Annotated in this window: 17 protein-coding genes; 5 read left to right on the top strand and 12 right to left on the bottom strand. The window is 56.9% G+C overall.

Annotation, left to right across the window (positions count from 1 at the left end; all coding sequences use genetic code 11):
• Positions 1-187: 187 nt before the first annotated feature.
• The 7 genes from J9777_RS01845 to J9777_RS01875 all read right to left on the bottom strand — a co-directional run bounded on the left by J9777_RS01845 (position 188) and on the right by J9777_RS01875 (position 5,501).
• Positions 188-1,009 (bottom strand): RNA methyltransferase, encoded by an 822-nt coding sequence (locus J9777_RS01845; RefSeq protein ID WP_209347094.1) that lies wholly within the window; start codon positions 1,007-1,009, stop codon positions 188-190.
• Positions 1,009-1,287, bottom strand: a complete 279-nt coding sequence (locus tag J9777_RS01850) for an HPr family phosphocarrier protein (protein WP_209347095.1) — start codon at positions 1,285-1,287, stop codon at positions 1,009-1,011. The genes J9777_RS01845 and J9777_RS01850 overlap by 1 nt, the downstream gene beginning before the upstream one ends.
• Complete coding sequence (locus tag J9777_RS01855) at positions 1,284-1,697, bottom strand: PTS sugar transporter subunit IIA (RefSeq protein ID WP_209347096.1); 414 nt, start codon at positions 1,695-1,697, stop codon at positions 1,284-1,286. Before J9777_RS01855 ends, J9777_RS01850 begins: the two co-directional genes overlap by 4 nt.
• Positions 1,698-1,758: 61 nt before the next feature.
• The gene (gene rapZ, locus J9777_RS01860; protein WP_209347097.1) at positions 1,759-2,685 is read right to left on the bottom strand and encodes an RNase adapter RapZ; all 927 of its coding nucleotides are present in this window, start codon (positions 2,683-2,685) and stop codon (positions 1,759-1,761) included.
• Between the two features lie 41 nt (positions 2,686-2,726).
• Complete coding sequence (locus J9777_RS01865) at positions 2,727-3,170, bottom strand: HPr kinase/phosphatase C-terminal domain-containing protein (RefSeq protein WP_209347098.1); 444 nt, start codon at positions 3,168-3,170, stop codon at positions 2,727-2,729.
• Positions 3,167-4,699, bottom strand: coding sequence for a stimulus-sensing domain-containing protein (locus tag J9777_RS01870; protein WP_245228586.1), 1,533 nt, complete (start codon positions 4,697-4,699; stop codon positions 3,167-3,169). The genes J9777_RS01865 and J9777_RS01870 overlap by 4 nt, the downstream gene beginning before the upstream one ends.
• 40 nt (positions 4,700-4,739) lie before the next feature.
• Positions 4,740-5,501, bottom strand: a complete 762-nt coding sequence (locus J9777_RS01875; protein WP_209347099.1) for a response regulator transcription factor — start codon at positions 5,499-5,501, stop codon at positions 4,740-4,742.
• Between the two features lie 296 nt (positions 5,502-5,797).
• Between J9777_RS01875 and J9777_RS01880 the strand changes: the two genes are divergently transcribed.
• The 3 genes from J9777_RS01880 (at position 5,798) to J9777_RS01890 (ending at position 8,420) form a co-directional block, all read left to right on the top strand.
• The gene (locus tag J9777_RS01880; protein ID WP_209347100.1) at positions 5,798-7,393 is read left to right on the top strand and encodes a phosphoenolpyruvate carboxykinase; all 1,596 of its coding nucleotides are present in this window, start codon (positions 5,798-5,800) and stop codon (positions 7,391-7,393) included.
• Between the two features lie 132 nt (positions 7,394-7,525).
• Positions 7,526-7,888: a hypothetical protein gene (locus J9777_RS01885; protein WP_209347101.1), complete on the top strand. Its 363-nt coding sequence runs from the start codon at positions 7,526-7,528 to the stop codon at positions 7,886-7,888.
• Positions 7,889-7,919: 31 nt separating this feature from the next.
• On the top strand, positions 7,920-8,420 hold the full coding sequence (locus tag J9777_RS01890) for a DUF937 domain-containing protein (RefSeq protein WP_209347102.1): 501 nt from the start codon (positions 7,920-7,922) through the stop codon (positions 8,418-8,420).
• A gap of 58 nt (positions 8,421-8,478) precedes the next feature.
• Here the strand turns inward: J9777_RS01890 and J9777_RS01895 are convergent, their stop codons facing one another.
• From J9777_RS01895 to J9777_RS01905, 3 genes are all read right to left on the bottom strand, one after another.
• Positions 8,479-10,050, bottom strand: a complete 1,572-nt coding sequence (locus tag J9777_RS01895) for a DUF1570 domain-containing protein (protein WP_348631908.1) — start codon at positions 10,048-10,050, stop codon at positions 8,479-8,481.
• A gap of 104 nt (positions 10,051-10,154) precedes the next feature.
• Positions 10,155-11,996: a DUF885 domain-containing protein gene (locus J9777_RS01900; RefSeq protein ID WP_209347103.1), complete on the bottom strand. Its 1,842-nt coding sequence runs from the start codon at positions 11,994-11,996 to the stop codon at positions 10,155-10,157.
• Between the two features lie 73 nt (positions 11,997-12,069).
• Positions 12,070-12,432, bottom strand: a complete 363-nt coding sequence (locus J9777_RS01905) for a DUF3597 domain-containing protein (RefSeq protein ID WP_209347104.1) — start codon at positions 12,430-12,432, stop codon at positions 12,070-12,072.
• Between the two features lie 135 nt (positions 12,433-12,567).
• Between J9777_RS01905 and J9777_RS01910 the strand changes: the two genes are divergently transcribed.
• Complete coding sequence (locus J9777_RS01910; protein ID WP_209347105.1) at positions 12,568-12,786, top strand: hypothetical protein; 219 nt, start codon at positions 12,568-12,570, stop codon at positions 12,784-12,786.
• 6 nt (positions 12,787-12,792) lie between these two features.
• Here J9777_RS01910 and J9777_RS01915 read toward each other — a convergent pair whose 3' ends face one another.
• Both J9777_RS01915 and J9777_RS01920 read right to left on the bottom strand, forming a co-directional pair.
• Entirely contained in the window at positions 12,793-13,485 is a 693-nt protein-coding gene (locus J9777_RS01915) for an energy transducer TonB (RefSeq protein ID WP_209347106.1), read from the bottom strand.
• Positions 13,486-13,660: 175 nt separating this feature from the next.
• Complete coding sequence (locus tag J9777_RS01920) at positions 13,661-14,317, bottom strand: alpha/beta hydrolase (RefSeq protein WP_209347107.1); 657 nt, start codon at positions 14,315-14,317, stop codon at positions 13,661-13,663.
• A gap of 61 nt (positions 14,318-14,378) precedes the next feature.
• Between J9777_RS01920 and J9777_RS01925 the strand changes: the two genes are divergently transcribed.
• The gene (locus J9777_RS01925; RefSeq protein ID WP_348631909.1) at positions 14,379-15,485 is read left to right on the top strand and encodes an aminotransferase class V-fold PLP-dependent enzyme; all 1,107 of its coding nucleotides are present in this window, start codon (positions 14,379-14,381) and stop codon (positions 15,483-15,485) included.
• Positions 15,486-15,558: the final 73 nt, after the last annotated feature.

The following is a 15,558-nucleotide window of genomic DNA, read 5'->3' on the forward strand; positions in this document are numbered from 1 at the left end:
TTCCTACACGGATTTGGTTTGCTAGGCGCGGCGTTGTTCTTTGAAAGCGCCAGTTTCTCGTAACAAAGGCGACAAAGGCGGGCTTGCTCCTGTTGTGTCGCTTTCGCAGATCGCATTATAAGCCTTTAATAGTGCTATGAAAATGCGGAACTTCCAAAGGCGACACGCTGTCGCCTTTGTCACCCGGTCAATCAAGCTTCGCCAAAACCTCATAAGCCAGCACCGCACCGGCCACCGCCGCATTCAAGCTGTCGGCGCGGCCTTTCATTGGCATTGTGACGCGTAGGTCGCATTCGTCTTCGTAGGCTTCAGGCAGTCCACGCGATTCATTGCCTACCAAGATGAAGCAGGGCGCGGAGTAGGGCGCGCCGCGATAGTCCACCGCATCGCGCAGGCTGGCGGCGACCAACTGGCCCGATCCGGAGCGGAGCCAAGGTAGGAATTCATCCCACGTTGATCGCCCGATTTGCTGGGTAAAGACTGCACCCATGCTTGCGCGCACGGCTTCCATCGAAAATGGATCGGCGCAATCATCGATCAGGATAAGTCCGCCAGCGCCTACCGCGTCACATGTGCGCAGCATGGTTCCAAGATTGCCCGGATCGCGCAGCGCTTGTGCGACCATCCAGATCGGGCCTTGCGAACGATCTAGCGAGACCAGCGAAGTGTCAAACTCGGCAAACACGCCTACAACCGCTTGCGGGTTATCCTTGCCGGTGATCTTGGTCAGAATGTTGGGCGTGGTTTCGATAATTTCGCCGCCCGCGTCCGCGACGGCAGCCTCAAGTTCATCAAGCAGCGGATGCGCGTCGCGCTTTCCGGTCATCACTAGTGTTTCGGGCAGTTTGCCGCATTCGCGTGCATCGGTCAGCAAGCGCAAGCCTTCGGCCAGGAATTTACCTTCGCGTTTGCGGTGTTTCTTCTCGCGCAGGTTGCGGAGATATTTGACTGTCGGATTGGAAAAACCGGTAATCTCCCGCCGTTCCCAAGCCCGGTCGTTCTGCGACATTATTCCTCGCCAAACCCGTCACTAATCAGCGCGCCTAGATCTTCGAGAACTGCATCGCTTCCTTCGCCGCTAACGATCAGATCAATCGAGTCACCTTTGGCTGCACCAAGCATCATCAGACCGAGGATTGATCCGCCCGCCGCCTCATTGCCATCCTTGGCAATTTTGACGCTGATGCCTTCGGGAAGTTCGGCAACGGCACCGACGAACTTGGCACTTGCGCGCGCATGCAGACCGCGCTGATTGACGATTTCGAGAGTGCGGCTAACTTCGCTCATGATGCTGCCGCTTCCTCTCCGAGGAATTCTGATGCGATAGTGATATAGTTGCGTCCGGCGTCGCGCGCGGCTTTCACGGTTGCGTCCATATCGCGCTTTCCGCGAATTCCGGCGAGCCGGATCAGCATCGGCAAATTAATCCCGGCGATGACTTCCACCTTGCCAGCTTCGAGCAATGAAATCGCTAGATTTGACGGAGTGCCTCCGAACAGGTCGGTCAGGATCACGACGCCTTTGCCGCTATCGACTTCGGTGACGGCGCTGGCAATATCGGCGCGGCGCTGTTCCATGTCGTCGTGCGGCCCGATGCACACAGTCGCGACGGCATCTTGTTTGCCGACGACATGCTCCATCGCATTGACGAATTCGTCAGCCAATTGGCCGTGGGTTACCAGGATCAAGCCGATCATAGCGCTGCCATGTGTCCGTATTTTGCGCGCTGTGCAAGGGGCGAGGGTGATAAGCGCATGATCACCCTTGGCGACCCTCGATCTCATCAGCGGCGCGTGAACCCAGATTGCGATGCAGCACTGTGGGTGAGAACCCTTCGTGTTGTAGCGCCTGCGCCATCTGAGCAGCGGTAAATACCGAACGGTGCCGGCCACCTGTGCACCCGAAAGCGATGTTCACATAGCTTTTGCCTTGCGCCTGATAGCGCGGCAGCAATGTCAGCAGCAGATCGCGGATTTGGGTGAATACTGCATCAAATGCAGGATCTTTTCGGATATGCGCGCCGACTGGCTCATCAAGCCCGGTCTGCTCGCGCAGCTCTTCAATCCAGTGCGGATTGTCGAGGAAGCGCATATCGAATACCAGATCGGCCAGCGGCGGCGTGCCTCGCGCGAAGCCAAAACTGGAGATAATGACCGACATATTTTGCGGCGCGCTGCCCGCGAATTGTTCGCGGATAGATTGCTGCAGCTGGTTGCTGGCAAAGGTGCTGGTATCGATCACTGCATCAGCCCAACGGCGCAGCGGTTCGAGCAGCTCGCGTTCTGCCTGAATGCCTACGCGAACCGGGCGTTCCTGAGCCATCGGATGGCGACGGCGTGTTTCGTTGTAGCGCCGCTCCAATTCACCGCTGGCGCAATCGAGGAACAGCGTAGTGATGAGCAGGTCGCCACGGTCCGACAACTGCTTCACACTTTCGATAATATCCTGCGGAACGAAGCCGCGTGTTCGCGAATCGAATCCGATGGCGAGTGGTGTTCGTTCGTTGTTGTTGTCAGCCTGCTCGATCAGTCCGCCGAGCAGGCGGATCGGAAAATTGTCGATCGCTTCCCAGCCCAAATCTTCGAGCACACGCAAAGCAGTTGTTTTGCCTGCTCCAGATAGACCGGTAACCAGCAATATCCTTTGCCGTTTATCGGGGGAGGCTGGTTGCGAATCGTCGGTCATGGGATGCGGGGTGTGAGCCTAAATCACCTGTATGAAAAGGCCTAGCGGCCCTTGTGTGCCATTGCGGGTAAACCATGCAGGTCCAAAGCAGCTTCGACCCTGATCGGGTCGGCTTCATTGTAGCGGGCGAATTGTATGGCAGGAATATCGTGACCCAATATCGCGAGCATCGCTGCTTCCTCAACATGGCGGGGTGCGTCTGGCGTAATCGAGAGTAACAGCGAGACTGGCGCGCTGACGCTGGGCTTTTCGACAAGTCCGACATTACGGATCTCGATCAGGCCACCAATATTGGGTGGAGGAGAGGCGATGAGCGAGCCATCCTGCGCATCCAATCTCACTCCGTCGTCACCGATCAGGCTTGCCCCACGATCAATCAGGGACAGTGCCAAGGTGGTTTTTCCGCAGCCAGGTGATCCCTCGATCAATACAGCCCGACCTTGGATAGCAATGGCGGTTGCTTGCCGTAGTTGGGTTTTGGTCATGGATTTGCCGGGCTAGCCGCCGGCAGCACCAGCTTCAAACACGCTCCGGGCGTTCCATCGGGCCGGTCATGCGCGGTCACGGTCCCGTCATGCGCTTGGGCAATCGTGCGCGCGATGGCAAGGCCGAGGCCGCTGTGATTGCCGAAATCTTCTTCGTCCGGCCGGACGGAGTGGAAGCGGTGAAACACTTTCTCTCTGGCTGCTTCGGGTATGCCTGGTCCTTGGTCGCATACCTCCATGGAAACATGGTCGCGCTCCATAGATATCCGGACGTCAATCACGCCTTCGGACGGAGAGAAAGACACTGCATTGTCGAGCAGGTTTTCGATCACGCGCTCGAGGCGCATGGGCACACCATTGACCATCGCACCACCCATTGGTCGCGCAATTTCGACGCGCTTTTCGCCGTTCTCCGCGCGGTATTCCCGGCGCTCAATTATGCCTTCGGTGAGTACGGCCAAATCAACGAGTTCGAACGTCGCGCGCGATAGCTCCGCATCAATCCGGCTAGCGTCCGAAATCTCGGTAACGAGCCGGTCAATCCGCCGGACATCGTGCGAGGCAATATCGGTAAGCTGCTTGCGCAGTTCCGGGTCTTCAACACGCCCCATCGACTCAATCGCGCTGCGCAGACTGGCCAGCGGGTTCTTGATTTCATGCGCAACATCGGCAGCGAAATGCTCGACGCCATCAATCCGTTCGCGCAGCGTTACGGTCATGTCCGATACCGCGCGCGCCAGCAGTCCGATTTCGTCATGACGGTCGGGCAGACGAGGGACTTCAACCCCGCGATCACGCCCAAGCCGAACACGAATTGCTGCCTTTGCCAGCGAACGCAGTGGCAGAACAATTGTCCGCGCAAGGTAGAGCGACAATGCGATCGAAATGAGCAGCGTCAAGAATACCGCGCTGACAAGACTAGAGCGGGCTCCGCGCACAGTCTCGGTGATGTCTACAGCGTTGCGGGTAGTCAGAAGCGTTGAACCGACCAGACCGACAGGAGCAGCAGCATTGATGACCGGCGTGCCGTCAGGTGCATCGCGCAGCTGAATTTGCGATAAGCCCTCTTCGCGTGCGCGCTCAAGTTCGGGCCAGGAATCGGCTTTGGCTTCTTCGGGTTCGATATAGTCGGGGATCGGCTCTGCACCGACAATCGTGTCGACGGCACGGTCGAGGATTTGCGCAAAGTCTTCCTGCCAATCGTCGGTCGTCGGATCGCCAAAGGTAAAGGCCGGTTCGTCCAGTTCAAAACTGTCCGCCCACAGGTTCCCTTCGGCATCGAACATCCGCAGGCGCATGCTTTGTTCTTTGCCGATCTGAATCAGCAAAGCTTCCTGCCGTTCGCGCGTGGCACCAGCGAGCGCTTCAGCTGTGATCTGCGCCTCGATCCGGGCAAGTTTGTAACGCTCGTCAAGCAATTGTTTGCGATAGGTATCGAGGTAAAAAATACCACCACCGAGCAAGGCGAGCGGGAGAATGTTCACCGCCAGAATGCGCGAGGTGAGCGACACCCAGTGGAACCAGCTCATACGCTCAATTCCGGCATCCAGCCGGTCGCCAATCGTGCCGTTAGCCATCGGTGAAGCTATACCCTGCGCCATAGAGCGTTTCGATGGCGTTGAAGCTTGAATCGGCAACGCGGAACTTGCGCCGCATCCTCTTTATATGGCTGTCGACCGTGCGGTCATCGACGAACATGTCATCGGGATAGGCAGCATCCATCAATTGGTTGCGCGACTTGATGACGCCAGGGCGAATAGCGAGCGCCTCCAAAATCAGGAACTCGGTAACGGTGAGTGAGACAGGCTTATCATCCCATGTTACGTGATGCCGCGCCGGGTCCATTGTTAGCCTGCCGCGAGTGAGGATTTCTGCTGCTGGCTCGGTAGTGGAAATGCTGCTGCTGAGCATAATACCGGCGCGCGCATCGCTGCGGCGCAAGATCGCGCGAATTCGTGCGAGAAGCAGTCTGATGCTGAATGGCTTCGCGATGTAATCATCCGCGCCTTGTGCAAGACCGGCTTCTTCGTCCTGCTCATCATCCTTGCTGGTCAGAAAAATGACCGGAAGGGACGACTTATCGCGCAAGTGGCGAAGCAGTTCCATCCCATCCATACGCGGCATCTTGATGTCGAATACCGCCAAATCAGGCGGGTTTTCCAGCAACGCTTTGAGTGCCGCTTCGCCATCGGAATACACGCGCGTTGCGTAACCTTCTGCCTGCAGAGCGATGGATACGGTCGTCAGAATGTTACGGTCATCATCAACCAGCGCGATCACTTGCTGACCAGCGCTTTGCTCCGCCTGCGATGATTGCTGCGACTCTGCCACTAACTTCCCGTCTCCACATCTTGTGATTTGCAGCAGGACTAGCCCGTTCGTTGCGATCAGACAACGCGGCGATTTAACTTACCGGCTTGGGAGGTGTGGTGGAGGCGAGCATGGACGTGAATTGTGCACAGTCCGCTGGCGAAGATGCAGACTCGGTTTGACGTAGCGGCGTGGCGTCATTATGCGCTGCATCGCGCGCCCGTGCATTCGTATGCAGGCGAATCGAACAACACCGCACCCGAGCCTTTCTTGGTGGCTAAACGGTCATCGCAAACAGGCTTGGTAAGGAGATTTCAGTGACGACCCCCCTCTCTTATCCGCTTTCCAATCAGGGCATTGCCACCGATGCAATGATCCACCCGAATCTGGGCACCGCGCAGCTGGTCGAGCAGGCGCTTTCGAATGGCGAGGGACGGCTTGCCAAACATGGTCCGCTGGTTGTCGAAACCGGTCAGCACACCGGCCGCTCGGCAAAAGACAAGTTCATTGTCCGTGATGAAACCACTGAGGACACCGTGTGGTGGGGCAAGGTCAACGCATCGATGACGCCGGAGCACTTCGCCAATCTAAAGGAAGATTTTCTCTCCGCGGTCGGCCAGAAACATACACTCTATGTCGCCGACCTGTTCGGCGGTTCGCAGGCGGAACACCGCGTAAATGTGCGCGTGATCAACGAGCTGGCATGGCACAATCTGTTTATCCGCACGCTGCTGGTGCGTCCGACTGCGGAAGAGCTTGACGGCTTCACCCCGGAATACACCATCATCGATCTGCCTAGCTTCCGCGCAGATCCGGAACGTCACGGTACGCGCAGCGAGACTGTGATTGCTGTCAATCTAACGGAGAAACTAATCCTGATCGGCGGAACAAAATATGCTGGTGAGATGAAGAAGAGCGTCTTCGGTATTCTCAATTATCTGCTGCCGGCCAAGGGCGTGATGCCAATGCATTGCAGCGCGAATATCAGCCCCGAAGGCGAAACCGCGGTGTTCTTTGGTCTGTCGGGTACAGGTAAGACGACCCTGTCCGCCGATGCGAGCCGCACGCTGATCGGCGATGACGAGCATGGCTGGTCAGACGAGTCCGTGTTTAACTTCGAAGGTGGTTGCTACGCCAAGATGATCCGCCTCTCGGAAGAGGCCGAGCCAGAGATTTACGCCACCACCCGCAAGTTCGGCACTGTGCTGGAAAATGTAGTGATGGACGCAGATACGCGCGAGCTCGATTTCGATGATAACTCGCTCGCCGAAAATACGCGCGGTGCCTATCCGATTGAATCGATCCCCAACACCTCAGTCGACAATCTCGGTCCGGTGCCCAAGAACGTGATCATGCTCACTGCAGATGCGTTTGGCGTGCTGCCTCCAATTGCGCGCCTCACACCCGATCAGGCGATGTATCACTTCCTTTCCGGCTACACGGCTAAGGTTGCTGGCACAGAGATTGGCGTAACCGAACCAGAGGCGACCTTCAGCACATGCTTCGGCGCACCGTTTATGCCGCGCCACCCGAGTGTTTACGGCAATCTATTGAAAGAGCGTATCGCCAAAGGCGGCGTTACCTGTTGGCTCGTCAACACCGGTTGGACCGGCGGCAAATATGGCGTTGGCAACCGGATGCCGATCAAAGCGACCCGCGCGCTGCTCAATGCGGCGCTTGATGGCTCTTTGAACAACGCTGAATTCCGTAAGGACCCCAATTTCGGATTTGAAGTCCCCGTCACGGTTGCGGGTGTAGATACCGCGATTCTTGATCCGCGTTCAACCTGGGCCGATGCCGAGGAATACGACCAGACCGCGCAAAAACTGGTGCAGTTGTTCGTCGACAATTTTGCCGAATTTGAAGCGCATGTCGATGAAGGTGTCCGTCAGGCAGCGCCGACTGCTGCCTGATCAGAACCATCCAGATTTTACAGTTGGAGAGGAGACCCTCTTCCCGCATGCGTCAAGTTTGCGGGAAGGGGGTTTTTCTTTTGCCAAGACTCGGTCAATGTGGGCGCACATTTATTCTGATGGAGCGTCCACATGAGCATTCTCGATTCTATCCTCACCCAAGTATCCGGTTCGCCGGACACCGTTGCCGAATTGGCCAAGAAGGTCGGTATTGATCCCGCGATGGCGGAGAAGGCGGTGGCGGCATTGGGGCAGTCGCATGCTGAAGACGGGGACACTGTCGAACTGGCTGCAGGAAAGACCGGAATTGATAGCGGAATACTGGGCAATATCATGTCGCAAATGGGCGGCGAGGGCGCGCTTGGTGATCTGGCAGGAAAGTTCGGCGGAGACTCCAAGCTTGGGGGCTTGGCGTCGATGTTGGACCGCGATAGCGACGGTAACCCGCTTGATGATATTGCAGGCATGGCATCCGGCCTGTTTGGTAAGAAATAATTCAAAAACACACTGATTTCAGGAGAGAACTATGAGCCTCGCAACAATGCTGCAACAGAGCGGCGTCATCGAAAGTATGGCTGGTGAACTGGGTATCGACCCGCAAACAGCCAAAGTTGGCGCAGGTGCGCTGCTCCCAGCGATTGTTGCGGGCATGGGCCGCAGCGCTTCGGGTTCAGGTGGCGGCGGTGCGCTCGGCGGTCTCGGCAGTCTTGCCGGCGCGATCATGGGCGGTGGCGGGGGCGGCATGCTTGATGCTGTTCTCGGCCAATCTCCGACACCGACGCAGCAAGGTAACGATATCCTCGGCAATATCTTTGGCAGCAAGGATGTTAGCCGCGGCGTGGCAGGCGAAGTCGCTGCGCTGACCGGTATCGACGAAGGCATCTTGAAGAAAATGCTCCCGATCCTCGCAATGGCAGCAGCCGGTTACATGGCGAAAAACGCGACAGGCGGCGGCCAAGGTGGTGCCGGAGGCGGCGCGTTGGGCGGTATTCTTGGATCAATCGTTACCGGGATGATGTCACGGTAAGCGATCCGAAATCAGCATTCAGAACGGCGGCGGAAGCGATTCTGCCGCCGTTTCTTATCTACTCGGCTTCGTCGGGTGAGTCCGCTTCGTCATCATCGTCTGCCTGTGGCTCAGATCTAACCGACATAGCGGCAGATCTGCGACTGAATGGCGTCCCCTCTTCGGCTTGTCCCAACAGTTCGATCAGCCGCTTTGCAGCTGCGGCTTGTGAACCACCGTGCGGGTTTCCGGCCAATGGAGCGAGACTTTGTTGAGCTAGGGCTATCTTTCCTTCGCGCGCCTGCATCAGTCCGACATTCATCCATAGAGAATGATCGAAGGGAGCAAGCATGGCTGCTTTTTCAAGCGCAAGTTTGGCTTGTTCGGGCGGGGCCTCGCCGCGCTGCACATAGCTGCGATAGTAATAGATAAGCGGGAGCGGGTGATCGTTTTCAATTCTGTTGAGCGCGCTGAATGGCTTCATCGCTGCCTGATAGGCTGCCTCTAGATCATCCGCGTCCTCTGCCATGCGGAACAATGCGTAGCCCTTTTGGACATAGGCATTCCCTTTAGCCGGATCGATTGCGATCGCTGCATCAGCGGCAGCAATCGCCGCGGCGTCATTTCCGGAATCATACTCGGCTTCTGCCAGTGCAGTGAGGACCCCGGCATCACCGGGATATTTCTCCGCGACTTTCCGCGCATCGACCACCACTTCTGCCGCTTGTTCCGCATTCACGCCTCGCTGTGACCGCATGCGGATAGGCATCATTTTCGCTTCTCCCTCGGAGAGTCTGCGGATCGAGACTTCACCAAATTCGAGCCATTCGGGCTGAAGCCGGTAATTGAACATACGGCGCTGTTTCAGATAGCGCTTTAGTTGTTTTTCGAGCTCATCGAGGTCGCCGAAAACAGCTTCTGCAGCCTCCATTGAAGGCACGCCACTCGCGACCTGTTGCCAATAGACAGACAATTGGCCCTTACGTTCGTCATCGAATGTCAGGAAGTGATAGAGCAGCCAGCTACGACCATAAAACGCGTCATACTTCTTGCCTTTGTTCTTCTCGTAAAGTTCTGAATCGAGCAGCTCATAGACTGAGACATCGTCGGCAAAGGCCAGTTCGTTTGCGCGGTGGAGGGCAGGGCGCCCCACTTGGACGCTGCCATCTCTGTTGAACGATGACGCGGCAAAGAATTCGGCAGCGCCTTCGCTCATCCAGCGCGGCATTGCGAAGCGCGAGGTGGAAATAAGGAAGTGGTGCGCATATTCATGCAGCAACACGACAGTCGAGAAATCCGGGTATCCGTTGGTCAGGCGTATGTCTTGAACAAAAGCCTTGGAGCCACCGGCACGCGGGACGTAGAAGCCTGCGATATATTTGCTTTTCGTGCCCGCCAGTTTGCGAATGTCGCGTTGGCTGCCAGCCGCAAAAATCACCACCCTGTTGGACGGACTAGGTTTTTCTACTTTCCGGCCGGTAATGAATTCCATTGATGCGTGATATTGTTCCAGCATCTCCGCAAAGCGCCGCACATCTTTCTCGCTATCATCCGCATAGATGACAAAGTGATCGCTTTGCGCCTCATGCCATTTCGCATGTGCCGGTGAAACCATCCCGATGACGATTAGAAAAATGATCCAGTATTTCACAATAACTCCCGCCGTCTGAAGGGCAGCGTAATGCTTTGTGATCAATCAATAAAGGGTGTTCTTTTCTTGAGTGTTTCAGGCGCAGAAAACGGAATTCTTGCGGCTCAGCCTTTTGTTGCGGCGATATACCGATCAACATTCTTCTCCAGCACATCCATTGGCGCGTTACCGCCTAGGATGACGGCATCGTTGAATGCTTTCATGTCGTAGCCAGCGCCAAGCTCCTTCTCGGCCTTGCTGCGCAGGTCAGTGATCCGGCTGTGACCTAGTTTGTAGCCAGTGGCTTGGCCGGGCCAGCTGCAGTAGCGGTCAACTTCGCTGGCGACTTCCTGCGGTTTGGAGCCGTTGCGAGAGACAAAGAAATCGACTGCCTTTTCACGGCTCCAGCCTTTTGCGTGGAGACCTGTATCGACCACCATGCGGCAGGCACGGAAGGCGAGCGACTGCAGATAGCCGAGCCGACCGACTTTGAAATCGTCATAGGCGCCCAGTTCGTCTGCCAATTGCTCGCCATAAAGCGCCCAGCCTTCGGAGAATGGATTGAAGGCGAGGATACTGCGGATCAGCGGCAAGCGGTTGGAATATTCGCCTTCCCATACATGGCCGGGAATCGTTTCGTGATAGGTCAAATCGGCCAGATCATATTTGCGGTGCAAATCGGTGCTGCGCAGATTGATGAGGAACCGGCCCGGTATCGTGCCGTCCTTGCTGCCTGCACCGCCATATGCGCCGGGTGCGCCAGCCTCTTCGGCAATGGGGATGCGGACTACTTCAAGGTTAGGGTCAACAAGCGTGTTAAACGCGCGCGGCATCTGAGCTTTGATCCAGTCGATACGCTCATCAATGAAAGCGAAGATTTCCTCACGGCCTTTGTCGCCTTCGGCGAATTTGTAGCGCGGATCGGCGCTGAGTCCCTGCATCCTCTCGCCAACGGAGCCAGTCGTATAGCCGATTTCGCGCAGGATCGGGTCCATTTGCGCATGCAGTACTTCGAGTTCTTCCAGACCTTGCTGGTGAATCTCGTCAGCGGTGAGGTTAGTGGTTGTGCTGGAACGGAGCGCCCATTGGTACCACTCTTCTCCATCAGGCTGCTCACGCATACCCGGTGCGCTCTTGGCTTCAGCGCGTTGCGATTTCAACTCGTCAAGCTGGCGTTGCAGTGCTTCGATAACGGGCTTGCCCTCGACTTCCAGCACGGCTTCGATTGGCGGCCTTTTCAGTCCAGCCTCTGCCGCTCTCTCGCTAAGCGCAGAGGAGAACAGTTCACCCCTTTGGGCGCTGGCAATGGTCAGTTCGAGCTGCGGAATGGCTTTGTCGATCAGGAAGTCGGGCGGAATAACGCCCATTGCCCGCGCGGCTTGCATACGTGACAACTCACCATCGAGGACGGCAGGAAACTGCTCGACTCGGGCGAGGAATGCGTCGGCATCATCATCAGTCCGGACGGGATGGTCGAGCTGCATAAAGCGCGGCACGCCTAGATAGGCGCCGACATTCTGGATCACCACATAGGGTGCGGTGCGCCAGCTTCCGACGGGAGTATCACCATAAGGGAGCGCGAAACCAGCGAGCGCGGTTTCATATCCGCTGGCGACAACTTCGAAATTGGTGCGGGTGTCGGCATCGAAATCCGACATGTCGAGGCCGCGGATACGCTCCAAATCATCGCGCAAGGTTGCGGCGTAGGCATCTTGGCCTGCTTGCGTTTGATCTTCCAGCTTACCGCGCAACGCAGAGTATTCACCGGTGTCTACCCCGAGCCCTGTCGCCCGCGCCGGCTCATGCGCGAGCAGGCGATAGGCAATAGCTTCCAATTCTTCCTCTGGAGTGCCGGAGAGCGTCGTTGAAACGGGTTTGCAGCCGGGTAGGACGGCCAAAGAAACACCCGCCCCAATCCCGTAAAGGGCTTGGCGGCGGGTGATCGAAAATGTGTCAGGATTTGTCATCCTGATTGTCTGACGTGGCGGGGCAAAGGTGTCAAACCTGCCGCCCAAGATAGGGTGCCACGATCAACAGATGTCAGTCGAGAAACTCGGCGGGTACTGTGCCGCCATTCTTGGCGAGTTCCTGCATCGTTTTCTTGTGCAACCAGATATTCTCGTCAGCGGAGCCCGAATAGTTGGTGTCGCCTAGCTCACCCGCCAATTCCTTGCGGTTGGCGAAGCTTGCATCGACGCCGATCAGCTTCAGCAGATCGACGATTGATGTGCGCCAGTTCAGCTTGTCCGCGCCAGGCATTGCGTCGAGCTTGGCAGCGACGTCGACCACACCAACGGGGGCGGGGGCATCGGGTGCTGCTGCCGGTGCTGGCGCTGCTTCTGCCTTTGTCTCTTCCTCGTCACCGCCGAAGATCGCGTTTTTAATTGAACTGAAAATACCCATAGCTTTCGCTCCCGTTATAATAAAATTACTGCCGGCCAGAGAATCCCGACTTGCAAATAATACAACGGTCATAGGACGGTATTGTTCCGCTGAAAAGTGGTTCCGTTCCCCCGTATGAACGGGTAGGGAGAGCCTATGAATTTGGTGCTTTCATTGGTGGTCTTGGCGTCATTCGGTTTGCTGCTGGGCGCGTTTGCTTTGTGGCGGCGTGGCGGCGAGCCGAAGCAGGTATTTCTAATGGTCCTGCTTGCCCTGATTGCGATGGCCAATGTGGCAATCTGGACGGTGCCCGATGCCGAGGGGACGACGCCCCTCGACCAGATCGAGCAAGCCGAAGATGCGGCTACCGAGTGACGATCCTTATTCCGGCAGCTGCCAGAGGATCGACTTGCTGTAAGTGTCGGTCACTTTCTCACCATTGCTGTTGAGCGCAGGCTCAAACCGCGCGCGGCGTTTTACCAGTTGGCACGTCGCTCGGTCCAATGCGCGGTGTCCGGTTGATGCTGTGATCTCGCAATCAATCACGCGCCCATTGGTGCCAACCGTAACGGAGAAGCTCGCCATGCCTTCAAACCCGCGATTGACCCAGCTGTCCCGATAATCATCATTGGTAACCCACAGACCAGCGTTGTTGCTGGGTTTGGCGGCTACGGGATCGAAGCCCGGTGGCGTAGGAGAAGGATCCACCCCGCTTCCAGTGCCAGAACCAGCTGGAGGCAGTAGATCTTTCAGAATTTCGTCGCTTGCCGATGGTTCGTCAGTTGCATCCATCACAGCCGAATCCGTCGGGATGTCGTTGATTGGCTGCGGAATAAAGATCCGGTTATCCTTCGGCGGTGTTTGCTCTTTTTGATCCGGTTTCGGGTCAGGTGGTGGCGGTTTGGGCAGCTCAACTTCCACATTCACCCCCTTGAAAGGGATATCTTCTTCCGGAACGAATACCTTGGTCGCCAGACCCAGCACCAGCACGGTCCCGATTACACCATGAATTATCGCAACCCCTGCGATCGCTGTTTTTCTGTTCGCTTGTCCTCCTTGATCGACATACGCCATGATTTTTCTCCTCTCCTTCGTTGCAGTTATCTGCAATCTATCAGGTATGTTACAACGTAACATGTATATGAGGCAAGTGTTGGGCGCGATATATCGCGTGGCGTTTTGCCACTTATGGAAGTCCAAACGGTGCGAAAACGGGCCCGTAGCCGCCCGTAAATTACCTGATTGGGCGTTACTTAATCGGACAGGCCGGATCGAGGCGGAAGTCGAGATAATTATCGACTGATGCCATCAGCTCGTCCTGCTCATTCTCGAAGAAGTGGTTCGCCCGCGGGATCTCTTCGTGATGAATAGTGATGTGCTTTTGCGTCCGCAGCTTGTCGACCAGCTTCTGGACAGCACTAGGCTGTACAACTGTGTCGGCAGTACCTTGGATAAAGATACCCGACGCCGGGCACGGCGCGAGGAAGCTGAAATCATACATGTTTGCAGGCGGCGCAATCGAGATAAAGCCGCGTACTTCGGGGCGGCGCATCAGCAATTGCATACCGATCAGCGCGCCGAAGGATACGCCTGCGACCCAAGTAGTTTGCGCCTCCGCATGGATCGACTGGACCCAATCGAGCGCTGCGGCTGCATCGCTCAGCTCGCCAATGCCGTTATCGAAGCTGCCTTGGCTGCGTCCGACACCGCGGAAGTTGAAGCGCAATGTAGCAAAGCCGCGATCGGTGAAAGTCTTGAACAGCTTTTGCGTCATCTGCTCGTTCATCGTGCCGCCGCCTTGCGGGTGCGGGTGCAGGATCATCGCCACCGGTGCACGGGGGCGAGGAGCTGGAGTGTAACGACCTTCAAGACGGCCTTCGGGGCCGGGAAAAATTACGGATGGCATGGTTTAACCTGTCAGATGGTTCAAACACGCGGGTAGCGCGCTGTATTTCGCCGTCTATATAGTGATCAATGCAAATTTCGCAATTGCGATAACCATATCAGAGGTAACGATCCCAGACCGTATCTATCTTGACCATGCTGCGACCACTCCAATCCGGCCCGAAGCGCTGGCTGCTATGCAAGAGGGTTTCGCTATCTGGGCCAACCCCAGCAGCCCGCATGCCGAGGGCCGCAAAGCCAAGCAAGCGCTGGAGGATGCGCGCGAACGCGTGAAAAGAGCGCTCGGCTGGGATGGTGAAGTGATCTTTACCAGTGGAGCGAGCGAGGCGCTATGGATCGCCCTCAATCGCGCAAAAGTAGACCGGCGGATTGTGAGCGCGGTGGAGCATGATGCCGTGTTTCGGGCTGCGCCGGATGCTGAAGTGGTCCCGTTAGGCGAAGGCCCGTGCGTAGGCCGTGCGGGGATCGAAGAAGCGATTACCGATAAATCTCCGGCAATTATCGCTATCCAGCATGTGAACTCTGAAACCGGCACCATGCAGCCAGTCGAAGCCTACGCCGCAATCACCAAGCAAAACGGCTCGCTCCTGCTAGCCGATTGTTCCCAAAGTGCGGCTAAGTACAGAATACCGAAAGTCGATTTGGCGGTCATCTCGGCGCATAAGTTCGGCGGTCCGATTGGTGTTGGGGCGCTGTTGGTGCGAGACTTCGGCATGATTGAACCCATTGGGGGACACGAGCGCGGCTATCGCCAAGGAACGGAGAACCTTCTTGGCGCAATGGGAATGGCGGCTGCACTCGATGTTTGGGCTGCGGCCGACGAATACGCGCACTGGGATGCTCAGGAGGCACTGGATAATGCAATCGAAGCGGCGATAGCTGCTGGTGGCCAGCATTTGGTCACGGGCGGGGACATGACCGCATACATCAATGCTTTGGCCCATCCGACCCTAAGCGCCCAAGCCCAACTTATCCGGCTCGATGCGATGGGCTTCGCCGTGTCTGCAGGCAGCGCGTGTTCTTCGGGTACGCTTAAAAAGAGCAGGGTGCTTCATGCCTTCGGCGTTGATGACGATACGGCCGCGCGGACAATTCGTGTTAGTATAGGTTGGAATACAACCGCAGAGGATCTGCACCGCTTTGCCGAGGCATGGAAAAGCCTGTCCTAGATCACACTGTCACCCCGGACATGATCCGGGGTCCTGCTTCCTTCCTTTTCCGAAGCGCAAAAGAAATGCGGGA

The organism is Pontixanthobacter sp. CEM42, assembly GCF_017812015.1.
GTDB lineage: Bacteria > Pseudomonadota > Alphaproteobacteria > Sphingomonadales > Sphingomonadaceae > Pontixanthobacter.

Bases quoted from the DNA above. Each gene is read 5' to 3' on its own strand.
- J9777_RS01915 (WP_209347106.1), bottom strand. From the start codon at position 13,485: ATGGCGTATGTCGATCAAGGAGGACAAGCGAACAGAAAAACAGCGATC.
- J9777_RS01910 (WP_209347105.1), top strand. From the start codon at position 12,568: ATGAATTTGGTGCTTTCATTGGTGGTCTTGGCGTCATTCGGTTTGCTG.
- rapZ (WP_209347097.1), bottom strand. From the start codon at position 2,685: ATGACCGACGATTCGCAACCAGCCTCCCCCGATAAACGGCAAAGGATA.
- J9777_RS01890 (WP_209347102.1), top strand. From the start codon at position 7,920: ATGAGCCTCGCAACAATGCTGCAACAGAGCGGCGTCATCGAAAGTATG.
- J9777_RS01845 (WP_209347094.1), bottom strand. From the start codon at position 1,009: ATGTCGCAGAACGACCGGGCTTGGGAACGGCGGGAGATTACCGGTTTT.
- J9777_RS01850 (WP_209347095.1), bottom strand. From the start codon at position 1,287: ATGAGCGAAGTTAGCCGCACTCTCGAAATCGTCAATCAGCGCGGTCTG.
- J9777_RS01870 (WP_245228586.1), bottom strand. From the start codon at position 4,699: ATGAGCTGGTTCCACTGGGTGTCGCTCACCTCGCGCATTCTGGCGGTG.
- J9777_RS01905 (WP_209347104.1), bottom strand. From the start codon at position 12,432: ATGGGTATTTTCAGTTCAATTAAAAACGCGATCTTCGGCGGTGACGAG.
- J9777_RS01855 (WP_209347096.1), bottom strand. From the start codon at position 1,697: ATGATCGGCTTGATCCTGGTAACCCACGGCCAATTGGCTGACGAATTC.
- J9777_RS01885 (WP_209347101.1), top strand. From the start codon at position 7,526: ATGAGCATTCTCGATTCTATCCTCACCCAAGTATCCGGTTCGCCGGAC.
- J9777_RS01865 (WP_209347098.1), bottom strand. From the start codon at position 3,170: ATGACCAAAACCCAACTACGGCAAGCAACCGCCATTGCTATCCAAGGT.
- J9777_RS01920 (WP_209347107.1), bottom strand. From the start codon at position 14,317: ATGCCATCCGTAATTTTTCCCGGCCCCGAAGGCCGTCTTGAAGGTCGT.
- J9777_RS01900 (WP_209347103.1), bottom strand. From the start codon at position 11,996: ATGACAAATCCTGACACATTTTCGATCACCCGCCGCCAAGCCCTTTAC.